The 19965-nt window shown below is 68.5% G+C and carries 15 protein-coding genes; 8 read left to right on the forward strand and 7 right to left on the reverse strand.

All coding sequences use genetic code 11. From position 1 onward, the window contains the following. Nucleotides 1-269 (reverse strand): SDR family NAD(P)-dependent oxidoreductase (locus I55_RS12695; RefSeq protein ID WP_252181122.1); only part of this gene is annotated, 269 nt, incomplete at its 3' end. Nucleotides 270-432: 163 nt separating this feature from the next. On the opposite strand from I55_RS12695, the gene I55_RS12700 reads away from it, so the two are divergent. Then, nucleotides 433-1344 (forward strand): AraC family transcriptional regulator, encoded by a 912-nt coding sequence (locus I55_RS12700; RefSeq protein WP_044560947.1) that lies wholly within the window; start codon nucleotides 433-435, stop codon nucleotides 1342-1344. A gap of 45 nt (nucleotides 1345-1389) precedes the next feature. On the opposite strand, the gene I55_RS12705 is transcribed toward I55_RS12700, so the two are convergent. Continuing rightward, the gene (locus I55_RS12705; RefSeq protein ID WP_044561030.1) at nucleotides 1390-2487 is read right to left on the reverse strand and encodes an anhydro-N-acetylmuramic acid kinase; all 1098 of its coding nucleotides are present in this window, start codon (nucleotides 2485-2487) and stop codon (nucleotides 1390-1392) included. Nucleotides 2488-2601: 114 nt separating this feature from the next. Here I55_RS12705 and tyrS point away from each other — a divergent pair, with 114 nt between their 5' ends. The 6 genes from tyrS (at nucleotide 2602) to ybaL (ending at nucleotide 12585) form a co-directional block, all read left to right on the forward strand. Continuing rightward, nucleotides 2602-3873: a tyrosine--tRNA ligase gene (tyrS, locus tag I55_RS12710; protein WP_044560948.1), complete on the forward strand. Its 1272-nt coding sequence runs from the start codon at nucleotides 2602-2604 to the stop codon at nucleotides 3871-3873. Nucleotides 3874-3901: 28 nt separating this feature from the next. Then, nucleotides 3902-4210 carry a hypothetical protein gene (locus I55_RS12715; RefSeq protein WP_044560949.1) on the forward strand — a complete coding sequence of 103 codons (309 nt, stop codon included), beginning with the start codon at nucleotides 3902-3904 and terminating at the stop codon, nucleotides 4208-4210. A gap of 184 nt (nucleotides 4211-4394) precedes the next feature. Continuing rightward, nucleotides 4395-5945, forward strand: coding sequence for a hypothetical protein (locus tag I55_RS12720; protein ID WP_044560950.1), 1551 nt, complete (start codon nucleotides 4395-4397; stop codon nucleotides 5943-5945). 135 nt (nucleotides 5946-6080) lie between these two features. Next, nucleotides 6081-6971: an ABC transporter ATP-binding protein gene (locus I55_RS12725; protein ID WP_044560951.1), complete on the forward strand. Its 891-nt coding sequence runs from the start codon at nucleotides 6081-6083 to the stop codon at nucleotides 6969-6971. Nucleotides 6972-7033: 62 nt separating this feature from the next. Beyond that, nucleotides 7034-10645, forward strand: a complete 3612-nt coding sequence (locus I55_RS12730) for a M1 family aminopeptidase (RefSeq protein WP_044560952.1) — start codon at nucleotides 7034-7036, stop codon at nucleotides 10643-10645. Between the two features lie 197 nt (nucleotides 10646-10842). Beyond that, nucleotides 10843-12585, forward strand: coding sequence for a YbaL family putative K(+) efflux transporter (ybaL, locus tag I55_RS12735; protein ID WP_049974067.1), 1743 nt, complete (start codon nucleotides 10843-10845; stop codon nucleotides 12583-12585). 3 nt (nucleotides 12586-12588) lie between these two features. Here the strand turns inward: ybaL and I55_RS12740 are convergent, their stop codons facing one another. Both I55_RS12740 and I55_RS39020 read right to left on the reverse strand, forming a co-directional pair. Continuing rightward, the gene (locus tag I55_RS12740) at nucleotides 12589-13767 is read right to left on the reverse strand and encodes a Fic family protein (RefSeq protein ID WP_044560953.1); all 1179 of its coding nucleotides are present in this window, start codon (nucleotides 13765-13767) and stop codon (nucleotides 12589-12591) included. Nucleotides 13768-13887: 120 nt separating this feature from the next. After that, the gene (locus I55_RS39020) at nucleotides 13888-17283 is read right to left on the reverse strand and encodes a S41 family peptidase (protein WP_049974068.1); all 3396 of its coding nucleotides are present in this window, start codon (nucleotides 17281-17283) and stop codon (nucleotides 13888-13890) included. A gap of 233 nt (nucleotides 17284-17516) precedes the next feature. Between I55_RS39020 and I55_RS12750 the strand changes: the two genes are divergently transcribed. Continuing rightward, nucleotides 17517-18431, forward strand: a complete 915-nt coding sequence (locus I55_RS12750) for a hypothetical protein (protein ID WP_049974069.1) — start codon at nucleotides 17517-17519, stop codon at nucleotides 18429-18431. Between the two features lie 6 nt (nucleotides 18432-18437). Here I55_RS12750 and I55_RS12755 read toward each other — a convergent pair whose 3' ends face one another. From I55_RS12755 to I55_RS12765, 3 genes are all read right to left on the reverse strand, one after another. Next, entirely contained in the window at nucleotides 18438-18836 is a 399-nt protein-coding gene (locus I55_RS12755; RefSeq protein ID WP_044560954.1) for a hypothetical protein, read from the reverse strand. A gap of 1 nt (nucleotide 18837) precedes the next feature. Beyond that, a complete protein-coding gene (locus I55_RS33030; RefSeq protein ID WP_049974070.1) occupies nucleotides 18838-19332 on the reverse strand; it encodes a T6SS effector amidase Tae4 family protein in 495 nt (164 codons plus the stop codon). A gap of 137 nt (nucleotides 19333-19469) precedes the next feature. Then, nucleotides 19470-19958, reverse strand: coding sequence for a low molecular weight phosphatase family protein (locus I55_RS12765; RefSeq protein ID WP_044560955.1), 489 nt, complete (start codon nucleotides 19956-19958; stop codon nucleotides 19470-19472). Between the last annotated feature and the right edge of the window lie 7 nt (nucleotides 19959-19965).

Raw genomic sequence — 19965 nt, forward strand, 5'->3', positions numbered from 1 at the left:
AAATCGAAGCGCTCCACGCCCCAACCGGCCAGCGCGGCGCGAACCTGGTCCACGAAGGCGGCGAACGACGCGGTCACCCCCGTATCCAGTTGCACCGCCGCCGCCTTCGCGCCCAGGGCCGCCGCCGCAGCGACCACGGCGTCGGCCTCGGCCCGGTTGCTGTGATAGGTGAAGATGGAATGCACGCCGCGCCGGGCCAGCGCCAGCACGGTGCTACGGCCCAGGCCACGGCTGCCGCCCGTGACGATCGCCACGTCACCACCTGTCATCACTGAATTTTCCGATGTCATCCTTGCTCTCCTCGGACTGGAACAGGGCCTGAGGATAGGTGCCCAGGGCGGATGGCTGAATGCCGGACCCCCGCTGCTTCTTGCCTGATCCTGCCGCGCCCCCCATCTCCGCACGGGGTGGGGTTGAGAAGGAGTATTGGGTATGCGGGACGAGCTGGTGCAAGCGGTGACCCGGTATGCGGACCGTCAGACGGGAAGCAGCCCGTTCATGACGGCCATCGACGGCCTCGCCATCCTGCGGACCGATTATCAGAAGCCGCCCTCCCACTTCCTGCACAAGCCGGCCTTGTGCCTGGTGGTCCAGGGTGGCAAATGGACCGCGTTCGGAACCAAGCGCTTTCACTACCGGGCGGGCCAGGCGCTGGTGGTCAGCGTGGAGATGCCGGCTTCCGGCAGCGTGTTCGAGGCCAGCGCCGACAAGCCCTTCCTGGGCATCGTCCTGTCCCTGGACCACGGCATCATGCGCGAGGTGTGGGAGGGGCTGGACGCCCCGCCGGGCCCGCCGCCCGGCGGCGTTGGCGCGGGGCCGGGCGTGTTCGTCATCGACACCGAGGGTCCCCTGGCCGACTGCGCGCTGCGCGCCATGCGCCTGCTGGACACACCCAAGGCGATCCCCGTGCTGTACCCGGCCCTGATGCGGGAGATTTGCTATTGGCTTCTGACCGGTCCCCAGGGGGCCGCCATCGCCCGCATGACCTTCACCAGCAGCCACGCGCAACGCGTCATCGACGCCATCCGGCTGCTGAGGGAGCGGTTCAGGCAAGCCGTGAGGGTTGACGAGCTGGCCGCCGAAGCCCGACTCAGCCCTTCGGCCTTTCATCGCCAGTTCAAGGCGCTGACCGCGATGACGCCCCTGCAGTACCAGAAGCAGCTGCGTCTGCTGGAAGCGCGGCGCCTGATGGTTTCAGGCCTGGCCAATGCCGAAACGGCCGCCTTCCAGGTGGGCTATGAAAGCGCATCGCAGTTCAGCCGCGAATATGCGCGCATGTTCGGGATTCCGCCCCGGCGGGATGTGGAATCGCTGCGCCGGGCGGCTCAGCCGACGGCGGCCTGAAGGCCCGGCGGCCCCACCCCGGCGGCCCTGGACCACCCGATGGTATCAGGCCGCCGTGCGCATGGGGCCGGGGTGGTAGCGGCCGCCGGTCTGCGGCGCCGGCACGCCGGTGGTGCCGGGCAGCGACAGCGGCAAGCCATGGCGGGAACGGACCGCCAGGTAGGCGAAGGCCTGGGCCTCCAACGCGTCGCCCGACCAGCCCAGGTCATCCACATTGCCCACCGTCACACCCAGGCGGTCGGACAGGGCCCGCATCAGCGCACGGTTATGCCGCCCACCGCCGCAGGCCAACCAGGTGCGCGGCGCCTCCGGCAAGTGCGCGACGCAAGCCGCCACGGCGGCGGCGGTGAAGTGCGTCAGCGTGGCGGCGCCGTCGGCCGGCGACAGATGCGCCACCGGCGATGGATCGAAGGCGTCGCGGTCCAGCGATTTGGGCGCCGGCGCCGTGAAATAGGCGTGGGCCATTAGGCCGTCCAGGACGGTCTGGTCCACGGTGCCGCTGGCGGCGACAGCGCCGTCGGCGTCATAGGGCAGCCCGGCCTTGGCCCTTACCCAGTCGTCGATCAGGGCGTTACCGGGCCCGGTGTCAAAGCCCAGCACAGCGTCATCGTCCGCCCCCAGCCAGGTGACGTTGGCGACGCCACCAATGTTCAGCAGGGCCACCGGCCGCGGGAGGCCCGCCGCCAGCGCGCGATGGTACAACGGCACCAGGGGGGCGCCCTGGCCGCCGGCAGCCACGTCGGCGCTGCGGAAATCGTTCACCACCGGGATACCGGTCAGGGCCGCCAGCAAGGCGCCGTCGCCAATCTGCCGCGTCACGCGCCGGTCAGGCGCGTGGTGGATAGTGTGGCCGTGGAAGCCGATGAGGTCCACCCCGTCCGGCGCCAGCCCGGCCTGGTCCAGCAGGGCGGCCACGGCGTCGGCATGCAGGCGGGTCAACTCCCCCTCCACCGCCGTGACCTCGGGCCCGCCCACCGTGCCCAGCACCGCGCGCAGGCGGTCGCGGAAGGCCTCGGGATAGGGCGCGGTCAGGTGCGCGCCGGCTTCCACCCGGTCACGGCCATCGGTGCGGATCAGGGCGGCATCGATGCCATCCAGCGACGTGCCACTCATCAGGCCCAGGGCGTACACCATTTCCGTCATGGCCAACCTCCACCGCCAAAGGGATACCGCCGTTTTACGCCATCGACGTTTATGATAACAGACGTCTTCCTTTCCGTCCCCATGGCCTGAACCCGACAGCCCGAAAGCAGATCCATGAGCAGCGCGCCCGTCTACACCCCCAAGTCCGAATTCCTGCGCGTCATGACGGAGCGCGGGTTCTTCCACCAGTGCACGGACATCGAGGCGCTGGACGCCGCCTTCCTGGCCGGGCCGGTGACGGGCTACATCGGCTTCGACGCCACGGCGGACAGCCTGCACGTGGGCAGCCTGGTGCAAATCATGATCCTGCGCTGGTTGCAGAAGACGGGGAACCGCCCCATCGCCCTGATGGGCGGCGGCACCACCAAGATTGGCGACCCGTCGGGCAAGGACGAATCCCGCCAGCTGCTGACAAACGACGCCATCGCCCAGAACATCCTGGGCATCCGCAAGCCCATGGACCGTCTGCTGGATTTCAACGCCGGTCCCAACGGCGCCATCCTGGCCAACAACGCCGACTGGCTGGATGAGCTGGCCTACATCCCCTTCCTGCGCGACGTGGGCCGCCATTTCACCATCAATCGCATGCTGACCTTTGATTCCGTGAAGACGCGGCTGGACCGGGAACAGCCGCTGACCTTCCTGGAATTCAACTACATGATCCTGCAGGCCTACGACTTCGTGGAGCTGAACCGCCGCTATGGCTGCCAGCTGCAGTGCGGCGGGTCGGACCAGTGGGGCAACATCGTCAACGGCGTGGAGCTGGGCCGTCGCGTGTCGCAAGCGGCGCTGTTCGGCCTGACGGCACCGCTGCTGACCACCGCCTCGGGCGCCAAGATGGGCAAGACCGCCAACGGCGCCGTCTGGCTGAACCCGGAACGTCTGTCGGACTGGGACTTCTGGCAGTACTGGCGCAACACCGAGGACGCGGATGTGGGCCGCTTCCTGCGCTTGTTCACCGAGCTGCCGCTGGATGAGATCGCCCGGCTGGAGGCCCTGGAGGGGGCGGAGATCAACGAGGCCAAGAAGATCCTGGCCAATGCGGTCACCGCCCTGATGCGGGGTGAGGAGGCCGGTGCCGCCGCCGCCGAAACCGCCCGCCAGACCTTCGAGCAGGGGGCGACCGCCGAGGGCCTGCCCAGCATCGCCGTGGGCCTGGCGGAGCTGGAGGAGGGCATTCCCGCCTACGCCCTGCTGCTGCGCGCCGGCCTGGCGGGCAGCAACGGTGAGGCCCGGCGCCTGATCAAGGGCGGCGGCGCCAAGGCCAACGACATCCGCATCGCCGACGAACAGGCCAAGATCACCGCCGCCGACATCACCGACGGCGACATCATCAAGCTGTCGTCCGGCAAGAAGAACCACGCCCTGGTCAAGGTCGTCCGCTGATGCCTTTTCAAGTCAACGGGGGCTTTAAATGAACGGGGGCCTGGGCATGACCCTGCGCCTGGTACTGCTGGGCATGGCGGCGCTGGTCGCCCTGTTCGGCACCATGGGCGTCGTGGTGGGCCTGCGGGTGGCGGCGGTCCTGCTGGGCCTGGGCTTCCTGGCCGCCCTGCTGCGGGTGTGGACCAAGGTGAAGCCGGAGCGGCGTCTGCGCGCCACCCTGCGCCTGGTGCTGTTCTCGGCCCTGGTCCTGGTGGTGATCGAGCGCCTGGCCGTGCTGGGCGGCTACGGCACGCAGCTGCATGAGGGCCTGCGCCTGGCCTTCGGCTTGGCGCTGTGAGGCGGGCGGCGACCGGCCCCTGTCCTTAGGACTCACCTCCCGCCTGCCCTGGTAGCCGGCCCCGTCCGAAGGGGATAGGGGTGGCGCCTTGCGGGCCGCCATGAACCTGCCAGACTGTCTGGTGGATGGAGGGTCGGGGGCGACCACGCTCCATCCGCGCGAAGGACTTCTGCGCAGGGGCATCATGTCGGGGGACGGCATCAGCCACGCGGCGACCGGGGACCGGGTCGATCCGCCGTTCGTTCCGGTCATGGAACCGGAAGCCTTTCCGATTCCGGTCACCCCAATTCCGGCTGGGCCCACGGCCCGCGTCCTCTATCGTATCCGCGCCGCCCTGGGCCGGCGGGCCGTCATCACCTGGACCCTGGCCGTCCTGTGGCTTGCCGCCGCCTGGGCGCGGGTCGCCGTCGCCCTGGCTGGCCACGTCCGCGGGAGGTCGCATCGCGCCACCCTGTTCCTGACACTGACCATGCCGCAGTCCATGGCCGGCACGTTGCGCCACGGGCGTGACCGATTGCTGGACCATGCCGCGCGGTGGATGCGGACCATGCCGCCGCCGGGCATGCGCCGACGCCTGCACCGCCTCCGGATCGCCACGGCGGTGCGGGTGGCCTACGCCCTGGACCACCAGGCCAGCCGCCTGACCTGGCGCCTGGCCCGCACCCTGCGCGCGCTGGAGCGGGAAGCGACCGTCCCATTCAGCCCTCCCGCGCCCCTGCCCCGGCGTCCGGCGAGGGTGGGCGGCTGGCTACCGCGCCTCGGCGAGGCCATATGGCAAGGGCTAGAGCGCATCGCGCGCGGGGCGGATCGGGCCGTCACCCTGGCGGGCCGGGCCACGACCGCGCTTCACTGGGCCAGTAGCGCCATCGCCGGCCGCATGCTCGCGTCCAGCGGCGCGTTGAAGAGCCAGTGGGTCACCGTCCTGCGCCGGGCCGGCACACAGGGCGCCGAGACGGGCCGACGGGTAGAGGCGCTGGCGCACCGATTGGCGGCACAGGCGGCGGGACGGGCACGGGCGCTTCAGCCTCTGCTCCATCCCGCCCAGCCCCATTCCGCCCAGCCCCGTCCTGCCCGGCCGTGGCTGGCACGCTGGCCACGCCTGGGGGTGATCATGCCCATCCTGGCGAACCGCACCGCCCAAGCGGGGCGGCGGGTGCGGGGCGGCATCTGGCAGGGCCTGATCACCCTGCGCGCGACAGGGCGGGCGGCGTGGACCAGTCTGACGGGGAGCGATCTGCGGCGCATCCCTTGGCGGCGGCTCGGCGGCCGGTTGCTGGTGCCGGCACAGTGCGCCGCCTGCATCCTGTTCGGCCTCAGCCTCATCCGGCGGGGCGACATGGTGCACCTGCTGGCCGGCGGACTGCTGGTCACGGCCTTCGTGCTGATGGCCATCGTCTACACCTGGATGCAGCTGCACCCGCCCCAGGCCGTGACCGCCGCTGAACCTGCCGCCGAACTGGCGGCCCAACTGGCGGTCGATGGCCTGGCGGTTCCCGCGACGGAGGCCATCGCGCCTACCGACAGCGCCCGGGCCGACAGCGCACCGGCCGACAACCCACCGGCCGACAACCCACCGGAAGGGAACGTCCCGGCCTGTGAGGGGCCCGTGGCGCCGGTCGCTGGCGCGCCTGGTGACGCTTCCGAACCAGCCAAGCCCCGGCGCAAACGGCCGCGGCGCAAAAGCGGCCAGAGCCCCGTCCCGGTCGCGGCCGCCAGCGTGCTGACGGGCACGTGACCGGCCACAAGCTGTGGGCGTAATTGGCCCCACGCCATCAGCCCATAATGGCGTTGATTTACCCCCGGCATAGCCTACCATGCACGCTAATGCCCTGAGAAACGGGCATAAACGGACGCGGGGGACTTTCAGACGATGCTGCAGATTGATGGGCTGGCCCACACCTACCCTAACGGCGTGCAGGCGCTGCGTGGCCTGAGCCTGGACATTCCCCGGGGCATGTTCGGCCTGCTGGGGCCGAACGGTGCCGGCAAATCCACCCTGATGCGCACCATCGCCACGCTGCAGCAGCCCACCAGCGGCCGCATCACCTTCGACGGCATCGACGTGCTGGCGGAACCCCAGCGCCTGCGCCAGGCGCTGGGCTATCTGCCGCAGGAATTCGGCGTCTACCCCCGCGTCTCGGCGGAGGAGATGCTGGACCACCTGGCCGTCCTGAAGGGCCTGTCCGACACGGCCGCGCGGCGAGAGCAGGTGGCGGCGCTGTTGCAGCAGACCAACCTGTATGACGTGCGCAAGAAGGCGCTGGCCGGCTTTTCTGGCGGCATGCGCCAGCGCTTCGGCATCGCCCAGGCCCTGCTGGGCGACCCGCGCCTGATCATCGTGGACGAGCCCACCGCCGGCCTGGACCCGGAGGAGCGCAACCGCTTCCACGGCCTGCTGTCGGAGATCGGCGAGAACGTGGTGGTCATCCTGTCCACCCACATCGTGGACGACGTGGCCGACCTGTGCCCCCGCATGGCCATCATCGAGGGCGGGCAGATCGTGGCCCAGGGGGAACCAGCCGCCCTGATCGAGGCCATGCGCGGCCGCATCTGGCGCAAGGTGGTGGCCAAGGCGGAGGTGGAGGCCCACCGGCAGGCCCACCAGGTCATCGCCACCCGCCTGGTGGGCGGGCGCAGCGTGCTGCATGTCCTGGCCGAGGCCCATCCGGGCGAGGGCTTCGACGCGGTGCCGGGCGACCTGGAGGACGTCTACTTCGCGGCCCTGTACCAGCGGCGGCATCCCGCCGTGCTGGCCGCCTGAGCAGCCCGCCCCAGCCCCTCCCCTTTTCGCCCTTCCCTTTTTCGCAACGGACAGGTCACCCCATGGCCGCGCTGTGTCTCATCGCCCGCATCGCCTGGTTCGAGCTGCGCTATCAGCTGCGCCAGCCGGCGTTGATCATCAACTTCATCATCTTCTTCCTGATCACCTTCCTGGCCACGACGGTGGAGCAGATACAGGTGGGCGGCCGCAGCAACGGCGTCCACATGGACAGCCCCTTCGTCGTGCTGCAGATCGCCGCCATCCTCAGCCTGTTCGCCATGACGGTGGGCCTGCGCGGCCTGACCGACCCGGTGCTGCGTGACGCCGACACCGGCATGGCCGGCATGGTGGGGGCGACGCCGGTGCCCCGGCCCCTGCTGTTGTCCGGACGGCTGCTGGGCGCCTTCGTCGCCTGCGCCATCGCCGTCTCCTCCTGCCAATGGGGCATCGTCGCCGGGCGCCTGGCCTGGTGGGTGGATCCGGAACATTTCGGCGCCTTCCGCCCGCTGGATTATGTGTATGCCCTAGGCGTGTTCAGCCTGCCCAACCTGCTGGTGACGGGCGCCCTGTTCTTCGCCGTGGCCGCCTTCACCAGGCGACAGATGGCGACGTACATCGTCATGATCGCCCTGATCGCCGTCTATGCCGCCACCAGCAGCGCCCTGGGGGAGCCCGCGTACCGCACCCTGGCCGGATACATCGACCCGTTCGGCCTGTCGCCCTACGCCAACGTCACCCGTTATTGGACGGTGATGGAGCGCAACAGCCAGCTGCCGGCCCTGGCCGGCGCCCTCTTGGCCAACCGGCTCTTGTGGATCGGCGTGGGCTTCGCCCTGTTCGGCGTCGGCCTGGCGGGTGACGCCTGGGCGGTGCGCCGCGGCCCCCGCCCCGCCGCGGCGAAACCCGCCGAAGACAAGGGGCCCGCGCCCGCGCCGCTGCGGCCGGTCCCCTCCAGCCTGGGCGCCGGCGCCCTCTGGTCCATGACCGGCCGGCGTCTGCGGTTCGAGGTGGGTGCCACCCTGCGCAGCCCCAGCTTCTGGATCCTGCTGACGCTCAGCGTCATCAACATGGTGGCGTCGCTGCTGACCCAGAACAAATGGTACGGCATCCCGGCCTATCCGGTGACGCGGCTGATGGTGGAGCTGATCCTGGGCACCTTCACCATCGCCCCCCTGGCCATCGCCAGCTACTACACGGGTGAGCTGGTGTGGCGGGAACGCCAGGCCGGCATGGCCGATATCCTGGGCGCCACGCCGGCCCCCGGCTGGGTTTTCACCGTGTCGAAGTTCCTGACGGTGGCCATGGTCCTGGCCGGCCTGTGGCTGGTGGCCATCCTGCCGGCGGTGGCCGTGCAGATCCTGCGCGGCCCCGTGGCGATCGAGCCCGGCCTGTACCTGACGCCCCTGATGGGCATGGCCTTTCCCGATATGCTGATCGTGGCGGCGCTGACCCTGTTCGTGCAGGTGCTGTCGCCCAACAAGTTCGTCGGCTACGCCATCATGGTCGTGTACACCGTCTTCCTGATGGTGGCGCAGCGCCTGGGCCTGGAGGACAACCTGCTGCTCTATGGCGGCGCGCCCGACCTGCGTCTGTCCGACATGAACGGCTACGGCCCCTTCCTGATGGGCCACACCTGGTTCGATGTCTACTGGGGGGCGGCGGCCCTGCTGCTGCTGGTGCTGACCCACATCGTATGGCCGCGCAGCCGCGCCCTCACCTGGCGGGACCGGGGCCAAGCGCTGGCGACGGGCTGGAGCCGGCCCACCGCCGCGCTGGCCGGCCTGCTGCTGGCGGCCTTCGTGGGCAGCGGCATCTGGATCCATCACAACACCCACGTCCTGAACACCTTCCACACCCGGGAGGGCGATGAGGCGCGGGACGTGGCGCTGGAGCGGGCTTATCGCCAGTATGAGACCCTGCCGCAGCCGCGCATCACCAAGGTGGCGGTGGACGTGGATCTCTACCCCGATGTCCAGGGTTTCGACGCGCGCGGCCGCTACACCCTGGAGAACCGCACCGGCGGCCCGCTGTCCCAGGTGCACATGGTGGTGCCGGCCGACATCGTGGTGAAGAAGGCGGCGCTGGAGGGCGCCAGGCTCACCACCGAAGACCACGCCCTGAACTATTACATCTTCACCCTGGACCAGCCTCTGGCCCCGGGGGAAAGCCGGCGACTGGATTTCGCCCTCAGCCAGCGGCACCCCGGTTTCACCAACCATGCCCGCCCCCCCATGGTGGTGGCGAACGGCAGCTTCATCGGTTATGGCCGGGCCCTGCCCATCATCGGTTTCGACCACCGCCTGCTGCTGCAGGACAAGTTCCGCCGCCGCAAGCATGGCCTGGACCCCATCGACCGCCTGCCCAAGCTGGAGGACCAGAGCCAGTGGACGGTGTCGGACCTGGGCCGCGACGCCGACCTGGTGGATTTCGAGACCACCATCTCCACCGTGCCGGACCAGACGGCCGTGGCGCCGGGCTATCTGGAAAAGGAATGGACCGCCAAGGACGCCGCCGGCCGCGACCGCCGCTATTTCCATTACCGCACCGACAGCCCCATCGCCCATTTCGAATCCTGGCTGTCCGCGCGCTACACCGTGGCCCGCGATCATTGGGGTGAAGGCGACCATGCCGTGGACCTGGCGGTCTATTACCACCAGCCCCATGCCTGGAACGTGCCGCGCATGCTGGAGGGGATGAAGCGGGCGTTGAGCTACGCCAGCGACAATTTCGGGCCCTATCAGCACCGGCAGTTGCGGGTGCTGGAATTCCCCGACTATAGCCGCTTCGCCCAGAGCTTTCCCAACACCGTGCCCTATTCCGAGGGGATCGGCTTCATCTCCGACCTGCGCGACAAGACCAAGATCGACGCCGTGTTCTACGTGACGGCCCATGAGGTGGCGCATCAGTGGTGGGGCCACCAGCTGGTGGCCGCCAACGTCCAGGGTAACACCCTGCTGGTGGAAAGCCTGGCGCAGTACACCGCCCTGATGGTCATGGAGCATGAGTACGGCCCCAACCAGCTGCGCAAGTTCCTGAAGTATGAGCTGGACCGCTATCTGGGGGCCCGCGGGCGGGAGGAACTGGAGGAGCTGCCGCTGGTGCGGGTGGAGAACCAGACCTACATCCACTATCAGAAGGGGTCGCTGGCCCTGTACGCCCTGAAGGACTATCTGGGTGAGGATGTGGTCAACCGGGCGCTGGCCCACCTGTTGAAGGAAAGCAAGGCCCGCACCGACCGCTATGCCCTGTCCACCGACCTGGTGGACGCGCTCAAGGCGGAGGCGCCGGACCAGGCCGGCCTGATCGGCGACATGCTGGAGAGGATTGTCCTGTACGACCTGAAGGTCACCGGCTCCAGCGCCGAGCCCCTGGCCGATGGACGCTACAAGGTCAGCCTGACGGTGCACACCGCCAAGATGCAGGCGGACGGCCAGGGCAAGGAGACGCCCGAACCCTTCAGCCAACCCATCGACGTCGGCCTGTTCCTGAAGGAACCCGGCAAGGGCGACTTCGCCGACGCCGACGTCATCCATCTGGCCAAACAGCCCATCCACGATGGCGACCAGACCATCGAACTGGTGGTGGACAGGAAGCCCGCCTTCGTCGGCGTCGATCCTTATAACAAGCTGATCGACCGCAACTCCGATGACAACGTGGTGCAGCTGGGGCCGTAAGAGAGGCGGGAAAAACGGCGGTGCGGGCGGCCTCGTGCCCCCCGTCACTGCCGCTTGCCGCCACCCGGATAAAATCCTTAAGAGAAACAAAAATTCACGCCCTTGCAGGGTGGGACGGGACGGCCCGGCCTGCTAGGGTGCGAAAACCGGGACGAATTGTCGCCCCCAAAACCATATCCGGAGGCCACCCCCCACCCATGGTGCATGAGACCCCCCTGATCGCCATCCTTGTCGGCGGCCTTGGCTGCGCCTTTGTCCTGGGCGCCATCGCCACCCGCCTGCGCATCTCTCCCCTGGTGGGCTATCTGTTAGCGGGGGTCCTGCTGGGCCCGTTCACTCCAGGCTTCGTCGCCGACCAGCATCTGGCGTCGCAGCTGGCGGAGATCGGCGTCATTCTGCTGATGTTCGGGGTGGGTCTGCATTTCTCCCTTACCGACCTCATGTCGGTGAAGCTGATCGCCATTCCGGGCGCGCTGGCGCAGATCGGCGTCGCCACGCTGATGGGCATGGGCCTGGCCATGGCCATGGGCTGGGGCCTGGGCGCGGGCCTGGTCTTCGGCCTGGCCCTGTCGGTCGCCAGCACGGTGGTGCTGCTGCGCACCCTGCAGGAGCGCCGGCTAATGGAAACCAAGGGTGGCAAGATCGCCATCGGCTGGCTGGTGGTGGAGGACATGGCCATGGTGCTGGCCCTGGTCCTGCTGCCGGCGCTGGGCGACCTGATGGGCGGCATGGGTACGCCGTCCCTGTCCAAGCTGGGGCTGACCCTGGCCATGACCCTGGGCAAGGTGGCGCTGTTCGTCGCCCTGATGCTGGTGGGCGGCCGCCGGCTGATCCCCTGGATCCTGCACCTCATCGCCCAGACCGGCTCGCGGGAGCTGTTCCGCCTGGCGGTGCTGGCCGTTGCGTTAGGCGTGGCCTTCGGCGCCGCCGAACTGTTTGGCGTCTCCTTCGCGCTGGGCGCCTTCTTTGCCGGCATGACGCTGGCCGAATCGCCCCTGGCGCATGAGGCGGCCGAGGAGTCCCTGCCGCTGCGCGACGCCTTCGCCGTGCTGTTCTTCGTCTCCGTCGGCATGCTGTTCGACTGGCGCATCATCATCGACCATCCCCTGCCGCTGCTGGGCACGCTGCTCATCATCCTGGTGGGCAAGGTGGTGGTGGCCTACGCCCTGGTGCGGGCCTTCCGTCATAGCGAGGGCACAGCGCTGACCATCGCCGGCGGCCTGGCGCAGATCGGTGAATTCTCCTTCATCCTGGCGGCCTTCGGCGTGGACCTGGGGTTGCTGCCACCCACGGGCCAGAGCCTGATCCTGGCGGGCGCAATCCTGTCCATCCTGCTGAACCCACTGGTCTTCATCGGCCTGCAGCGCATGGCGACCCGGCGGCAGAAGAAGATGGCCACCACCACCGGCGTGACGGAGGAGGCCGAGGCGCCGGCCAAGGCGACCATCGCCCCCGTCCCCACCGCCCTGACCGACCATGCCATCATCATCGGCTATGGCCGCGTGGGCCGCCTGGTCGGCGAAGCCCTGCGCGCGGACGGCGGCACGCCGGTGCTGGTGGTGGAGGAGGATACGGGCGTGCTGGAACAGCTGCGCGCCCTGGGCCAGGAGGTCATCGCCGGCAACGCCGCCCAGCCCGAGGTCTTGTCCGCCGCCAACGTCGAGGGCGCCCGCTGGCTGTTCGTGGCCGTGCCCAACAGCTTCGAGGCCGGCCAGGTGGTGGCCCAGGCACGCAAGCGGAACCCCCAGCTGGACATCATCGCCCGCGCCCACACCGACGCCGCCGTGGATCATCTGCGCCAGCACGGCGCCAGCCTGGTCATCATGGGCGAACGCGAGATCGCCCAGGGCATGCTGGACCACGCCCACGGCCTGCGCATCCCGGACCCCGCCCCGGCCACCAACACGCCGCCGGACGGCGCGGTAGCAGAGGCGGTGTGAAGCTCAGCCCGGAACGTCGGCGCCGAAGGGCCGGTTGATGATGGCCAGCGCTTCGGTCGCCACGAATATGCGGTTGCGAACATATCCAGTCTTCTCGGCCACGATACCCGCGTCCTGAAGCTGCTTGAGCGCCATGGCCGCCTGGGGACCGCTGATATCCAGAAGGTCGCCCAGGCGCCTGACGGTCACGATCGGATAGTGCGGCAGCACGTCCAACGCCGTCAGCGCGGCGGAGCCTTTGCGGAACCGGCGGCGCCCAACCCATGACTCCCTCAAGGCCGCCAAGGCCGCCCGGGTGGCCATCAACTCGTCCACCGTTTCGACCACGATGTCTGCCAGGAACGCCACCATCTCCGCCCAGTGCAACTGCTGCTGCGCCGCCTTGAGGCTGGCGAAATAGCGGTCCTTGTGCGCCTCGATACCAGGCGACAGGTATAGGGGCACCTGGCCGTCCGCCGCCATCATCAGCGGCAACAGCAGACGTCCCACACGGCCGTTGCCATCCCGGAAAGGATGCACGGCCTCAAAATGGCTATGGGCCACAGCCATCCGGATGAGCACGTCCTGATGCGTCGCCTGAAGGCCGGTGTTGCCCAGATAGTCGATGGTTTCCGTCAGACAATCCGCCACGGCATCGGGCGGCGGCGGATTGTAGGTGGAGTGGTTGATGTTCACACCGCCAATCCAGACCACCCTTTGCCGCAAGGCGCCCGGGGGATCGGCATAGTCCGGGACATCCCGCATGACCGCCCGGTGCAAGTCCTGGATCAGCGCCTGGGTGAAGATCGCGTTCCCTTGCCGTCGTGCCTGGGGCAGCAAGGTCTCCAAGACCTGGGCATAGTCCCGCACCTGTCTGGCTTCCACCCGGGCCGCATCGTCCCCCTGCTCCTCCACCAGCAACAGCTCATCCAGGGTGGACCGCGTTCCTTCGATGGTGGAGGAACTGACGGCTTCGCGCCGGGTCAGCGTCCGGCTGATCAGGTAGGGGTCCTTAAGCTCCTCGGCGATGGCGTTCACCCGCGCCAGGGCCTGACGCCCGGCCTGAACGCGCGGCAGCAAGGCTCCCAGGCGGATCCCTGTTTCGGGCGGCGGTGGCGGGATCACGCCATAGTGGTTGGCATAGGGATCCGGCAGCTTCCTGGCCGTATTCCGAAGCTCCGGACACAGGTCACCGCGTTTCATGGGACAGCCCCAAACCCTGAATATGGAGCTTGGACTCTATCCCATATTTAGGGTTTTAAGCGAAACCCTAAATATGGGACCTGAAACGGCCACCATATTTAGGGTTTCTGATCAGCCCCCTCATCGCATCGGGTCCGGCAGTACGGGCTTGCGGTCCGGATAGGCCGGGCGCTTGAAGGTCGGGGGCGGGTTCTTGGCCAGTTGGTCCAGCGCCACGGCCACCGCCTTTTCCAGCTGTGGGTCGTGGCCCTGGCGTACCAGGGCCGGGTCCTGCTCCACCTCCACATCCGGCGGGATGCCGATGTTCTCCACCTCCCATTCGCCATGGGTGCCGTACAGCGCCCAGCGGGGCGCGGTGATGGAGCCGCCATCGATCAGCGAGGGGTATCCGCCGATCCCGACCAGGCCGCCCCAGGTGCGCACCCCCACCAGGGTGCCCAGGTTGGCCTTGCGGAACAGCCAAGGCAGGGCGTCGCCGCCGGAGCCGGACATCTGGTTGATGATCATGACCTTCGGGCCATAGATGGCCTGCGCCGGCTCCACCATCTCCTCCCCCTCGCGGGTGGCGTTGATCATCTGCGGCGTCTTCTTCATCTGGTCGATGATGAAGTCCGCGATCTCCCCGCCATGGTTGAAGCGCTCATCGATCACGGCCCCCTGCTTGCCCACCTGGGAATAGTAATAGCGGTTGAAGTTGGAGAAGCCGCCCGAGGCCGTGTCCGGCAGGTAGACATAGGCCAGGCGCCCACCCGACAGCTGGTCCACCCGGCGGCGGTTCTCCTCCATCCAGGTGTGCAGGCGCAGCTTGGCTTCCGACGGCAGTGGCACCACCGTCACCTGGCGCGACCCGCTGCCATCGGCCTTGGGCCCGACGGTCAGCACCGTCTGCTTGCCGGCCGTGCCCAGGAAGTAGCGATAGACCTCCTCATCGGTCTTGACCTCGTTGCCGTTGACCGCCAGCAGCAGGTCGCCCACGGCGACGTTCACGCCCGGCTGGGTCAGGGGCGCCCGGGCACCGGGGGTCCAGCTTTCCCCTTCCAGGATGCGGGCGAACTGGTAGCGACCGGCCACCACGCGATAGTCGGCGCCCAGCAGGCCGACGCCGACCTTGTCCTGCTTGGGCAGGGCGCCACCGCCCACGAAGGTGTGGCCGACGCCGATGTGCCCCGTCATTTCCGCGAACAAGGCGTTCAGGTCCACGCGGCCGGCCATGGCCTCCAGGAAGGGGGCGTACACGCGCTCCGCCTTCGCCAGATCCAGCCCCTGGGCCTTGGGGTCGTAAAGGAAGTCGCGTTCTATGCGCCAGGCCTCGTGGTACATCTGCCGCCATTCGGCGCGCGGATCGACCCACACCTGCATCTCGTCCAGCTTCAGCGCCCCGGCCCCGCCCTCCGGCGCCTTGTCGGCCCCGACGACGAACCAGCGGCCGTGCTGGGCGTACAGCACCTTCTGCCCATCGGCGGAGACGGCGAAGCTGCCGGCGTCCACGCCCTCCACGAACTTGTCCGTCTTGCGGCTCTTCAGGTCGAAGCGCGCGACCTCCAGCCCCGGTGGGCCGCTCTCATCACCATCCGTGTAGTCCTCGTCGGTCATGGCGACGGGGGCGGCGCCGGCGAAGACCACGCCCTCCGTCCCCACCTCGATGCCGGCCAGGTTAACGCGGGGGATGGGCAAGGCCAGGGTACGCTGGTCCAGGCCGGCGAAGTCGATGCGGACCTCCTTGGCCTTCTTGTCCTCCCCCTTCTTGCCCTCCCCCTTCTGGCTGGCGTCCTTCTTGTCGCCATCATCGCCGGCCTTGTTCCCGCCCTTGGCGGCGACCGCCGGCTCCTCATCGCTTTCCGGCGCCAGGGGCGAGGGCAGGTCGCGGCGCAGGACCATGACATAGACCCGGCCATCGGTGGCGCGGCCCATGCTGGACATATCCAGCCAGCCCGGGTCCAGGCCGTTGTTGGTGAAGGCGACGAAGTACAGGTACTTGCCGCCCCGGTCGAAGCGGGGGGAGGTGGCGTTGCTGCGCCCGTCCGTCACCATCTGCGCCTTCCTGTCGGCCAGGCTGTAGATGAAGACGCCATGCAGGTGGTTGGGCAGCTGCTTGGAATAGGCCAGCCACCGGCTGTCCGGCGACCAGGAGGGATCCAGGCGGCTGGCCGGGCTGTCGTAGCGGTCGGTGTCGACCTTCACCGGCGTGGGGTGGTCCCCAGGGCGGTCCAAGTCCACCACCCACAGGTTTAGCCGCTTGTCGGTATAGGCGATCTTCTTGGAATCCGGCGCCCAGACGGGGGTGTAGAAATAGCTGGGCGGCTGGCCCAGGGCGATCACCTTCACCGGCCCCGTGCCATCCGACGACCGCAGGTGCAGCGCGTATTCCCCACCCTCGTCCGAGAACCAGGCCACGGTCTTGCCATCTGGCGACCAGGCGGGATCGCGGTCGGCCACGCCGGGGCTTTGCGTCAGGTTGCGCACATCGCCCTTTTCCGCCGGCACGGACAGGATCTCGCCCCGCGTCTCGAACAACACGCGCTTGCCGGTGGGGGACAGGGCGGCATGCAGAATCTGGCCCGGATCCAGGGTTTCCAGGTGGGGCCGGGTCTGTGGCAGTTCCCCGGATATCGTCACCGGCACGCGCCGCACCTGGCGGGTGGTGGTGTCGAACAGGTTCAGGGCCCCGAACTGGTCATAGACGATGCCGCCGGGGCCGGCGGAGGCGGACTGGATATCGAAGCCCTTCTCATTCCTCACCACCTGGGTGAGCTTGGCCGCCTTGACGTCATAGGCGTAGAGGGCCACGGGGCCATCGCGGTCCGACAGGAAATAGACGGTGTCGCCCACCCACATCGGATTGCGGTCGTTGGAGTTGTCGCGCGGGATCTTAACGACGCTGCTGTCGCTCAGCGCCGCGATCCACACCCGCGACGTCTGGCCGCCGCGATACTGTTTCCATGCCGGCTGCCATTGCGAGAAGGGCACATAGGCCAGACGGCCGCCGTCCGGCGAATAGCTGGCCTGGAAGCCGGAAGGCAACGGCAGCGCGGTGGCGGCACCACCGGTGACGGGGATGGTGTACAGCTGCTCCAGGTCGCGCGGGGTGGTGCGCGGCGTGCGGAACAGCACATTCTTGCCGTCCGGCGTCCACCCCACGGCCACGTCACGGCCGGGGTGCCATGTCAGGCGCCGCGGCTGGCCGCCGCCCGCCGGAACGACATAGACATCGGTATTGCCGTCATAGGTGCCGGTGTAGGCGACCAGGCTACCGTCGGGGGAGAAGACGGGGCCGCTGTTCTGCCCCTGCCCCGCCACCAGCAGGCGGGCCTGGCCGCCGGCACGCGGCACCGTCCAGATCTGCCCGCCATGATCGAAGGCGATCAGGCTGGCCGACAGGCTGGGATGCTGCAGCATCAGGGGCGGTGGGGCGCCGGCGGCGGATGGTTCGGGGGGCGTGCTCTGCGCCAATGCCGGGGAAAGGGCCAGGGAACCGGAAACCAACAGGCACGCGAGCGCCACACCAAGCCACCGCATCAGACACCGCCGGGTTGTGAAAATACCAGGATCGATTGTTCCATACCGTGCGGACCCGCGCCATCGCGCCGAAACCCGCCGGTACCGTTTTCTGGTGGCGGCCCCTGGAAACGATTACAATTGTCAAAATACGCGCCGCAAATGATGCCGCCTTAAGACAAGATCAGGGATGGCGCCCACGGCCGGGGGTGGACGCCGTCGGCGGGGGGACCGATCCGATGGGGTGGACAAGGGTGGCCACGGCACTGCTGTGCACGGCCTTGGTGACGACGGGGACAAGAAGCGCCGGCAGCGCCGCCCAGACCACGGGCGGTCCGCAGGGCGTGCCGGCGCGCGCGCCGGCGGAGGAGGGATTCACCATCATCTATCCCCGCGCCACGGAGAACGCCACCGACCCCCGCGACGAATATCCGCTGGGCTTGCTGCGCCTGGCCCTGGACAAGATGGGCGCCCGCTACACCATCCGGCCCAGCGGCACCGTCATGGAACAGGCCCGCGCCGCCGTGGCCCTGCGGACGGGCACGGAGGTCACGCTGCTGTGGAATGGCATGTCCGCCAAGCTGGAGCGGGATTTGCGTCCCATCCGCATCCCCCTGTACCGGGGCGTCCTGGGCTATCGCCTGTTCATCATCAACAAGGCCAGCCAGGCCAAGTTCTCCGCCGTGCGCACCCTGGACGACCTGAGGACGCTGACGGCGGGCCAGGCGCTGGGCTGGCCCGACGTGGAGATCCTGGAGGCCGCCGGCCTGCCGGTGGAGGCCTTCCGTTATGACCTGCTGTTCCGCCTGGTGGGCCTGAATCGCATCGACTACTTCCCCCGGGGGGCCAACGAGATCTTCGCGGAGATCGAACAACGCAAGGCCGACGCGCCAGACCTGGCGGTGGAACGCGACCTGATGCTGGTCTACCCCTTCGACAGCTTCTTCTATACCAGCAAGGCCAACGAGGCCCTGGCCACCACCATCGAGCAAGGCCTGCTCAAGGCCTATGACGATGGCAGCTACCTCAAGTACTTCAACGACAGCCCCTACATCCGCCAGATGCTGACCGACGCCCACCTGGACAGTCGTCGCCGCATCGACATTCCCAACCCGCTGCTGTCACCGGAGACGGCCGCCTTGCCGGACAAGTTCTGGTACGGGCGGTGACGACGGTCAGCGTCCCTTGCCCAGATTGGCCACCACCTGGGTGATGGCGGCGCGCACCGTCGGCTTGTCGATGATCTCCCCGCAATAGAGGACGGGCAGCGCCTTGCCCTGCTGGGGGTTGCTCTCATCCCGTGCCACCGGCATGTCACCCTTGGCCAGGGCCGCCGTCACCGCCGCCGTCACCGGCGCAAGCGCCTCCGGATCGCGGCCGCGGCCCTGCACGATGGCCTCACCCCAGCCGTAGCCCTGGTCCTTCAGGTAGGGTTGGTCCTGGGCCACCAGGCAGGTGGCGATGGCGTAGCCCTCCACATCCCGCTGCGCCGAACTACGCCCGGCGGCCAGGGCGGTGGGCGTGGAGGAAAGCAGGCCGGCCACGAGCAACAGGCCATATCGCTGGGTCTTCATGTCACGGCAGCTCCCAGAATTCGCCCTTGGACGTCTTGACCTTGACGTTCACCGGGTCAACGTAGGCGGCATAATTGTCGTGGCTGGGTTCTCGGTAATTGGATCCGTTCCACAGGGCAATGTGCCCGGTGGCGATCAGCCAGTTCACGCTGAATGCGATGATGCCCTTCTTGGTGAGGAACGCGTCGTCGAACGGGCTGGTCTTGTCCAACGACGGTTTGCCCAGGGTGTGCCGCAGATAGGCCCGCAGGTCCGCCACGGCGTAGATGATGCGGGAGCCGTCGGCGGCGCCGATGGTACGCGCGCCAGCGGCAGCGGCCGAAGCGCTGAGGATAGGCACGCCGCTCTGGTTGAGCGCCACACTCATCCGGCTGGCGCAGGTGTTGCCGTTGGGGCCGAAGCCCGGCTCGTTGATATTGGCGGCGGCTGTCCCGCCCAGCCAAGTGTAAAGGTCCTTCAGCGTGGAATAGGTCGCATGATCCGGAAAGCCGCCCACATGCGATTGAAATTCGGCTTCATCTGGTTTCCTCCCAACCTTGGACAGGCCGTTGGGATCGCGGCAGGCCCTCCCCCGCGCGACCCGGAACCATGAACTAGAATGCGAAGCCCACCCTTCAACCGCAGCCAGACGGCCTACAACACCGGCACAGGCCCGAGCGGGAACCTCTGCTTGATACGGGCCAGCAGGCTGTCGCGCACCTGGCGGTAGGCGGCCAGACGCGTCTCGCGGTTGCCTTCGATGAAGCTGGGGTCGAAGGTATGCCAGAATTCCACGTCGCAGGCGGTGGTGCGGGTCATTTCCACCGCGCGGTGCTGCGCCTCTGGCGACAGCGACACCACCAGGTCGAAGCTGGTGTCCTCCAGCTGGTCGAAGGTCTTGGCGCGGTGGCGGCTGATGTCGATGCCCATCTCTTCCATCACCGCGGCGGCGAAGGGATCGGGGTCGCCCTCGCGCACGCCGGCGCTGTCGACATACAGGCGGTGGCCGTGCAGGTGGCGCAGCAGGGCGGCGGCCATGGGGGAGCGGATGGAATTGTGCGTGCAGGCGAACAGCACGCTGGTGATCTGGGCCGGATGCACGGCAGGGGCGAAGACGGCGAAAGGATCCGGTATCTCCGCCATCGCCGCC

It is taken from the genome of Azospirillum sp. B4 (assembly GCF_000333275.1).
Classification (GTDB): domain Bacteria; phylum Pseudomonadota; class Alphaproteobacteria; order Azospirillales; family Azospirillaceae; genus Nitrospirillum.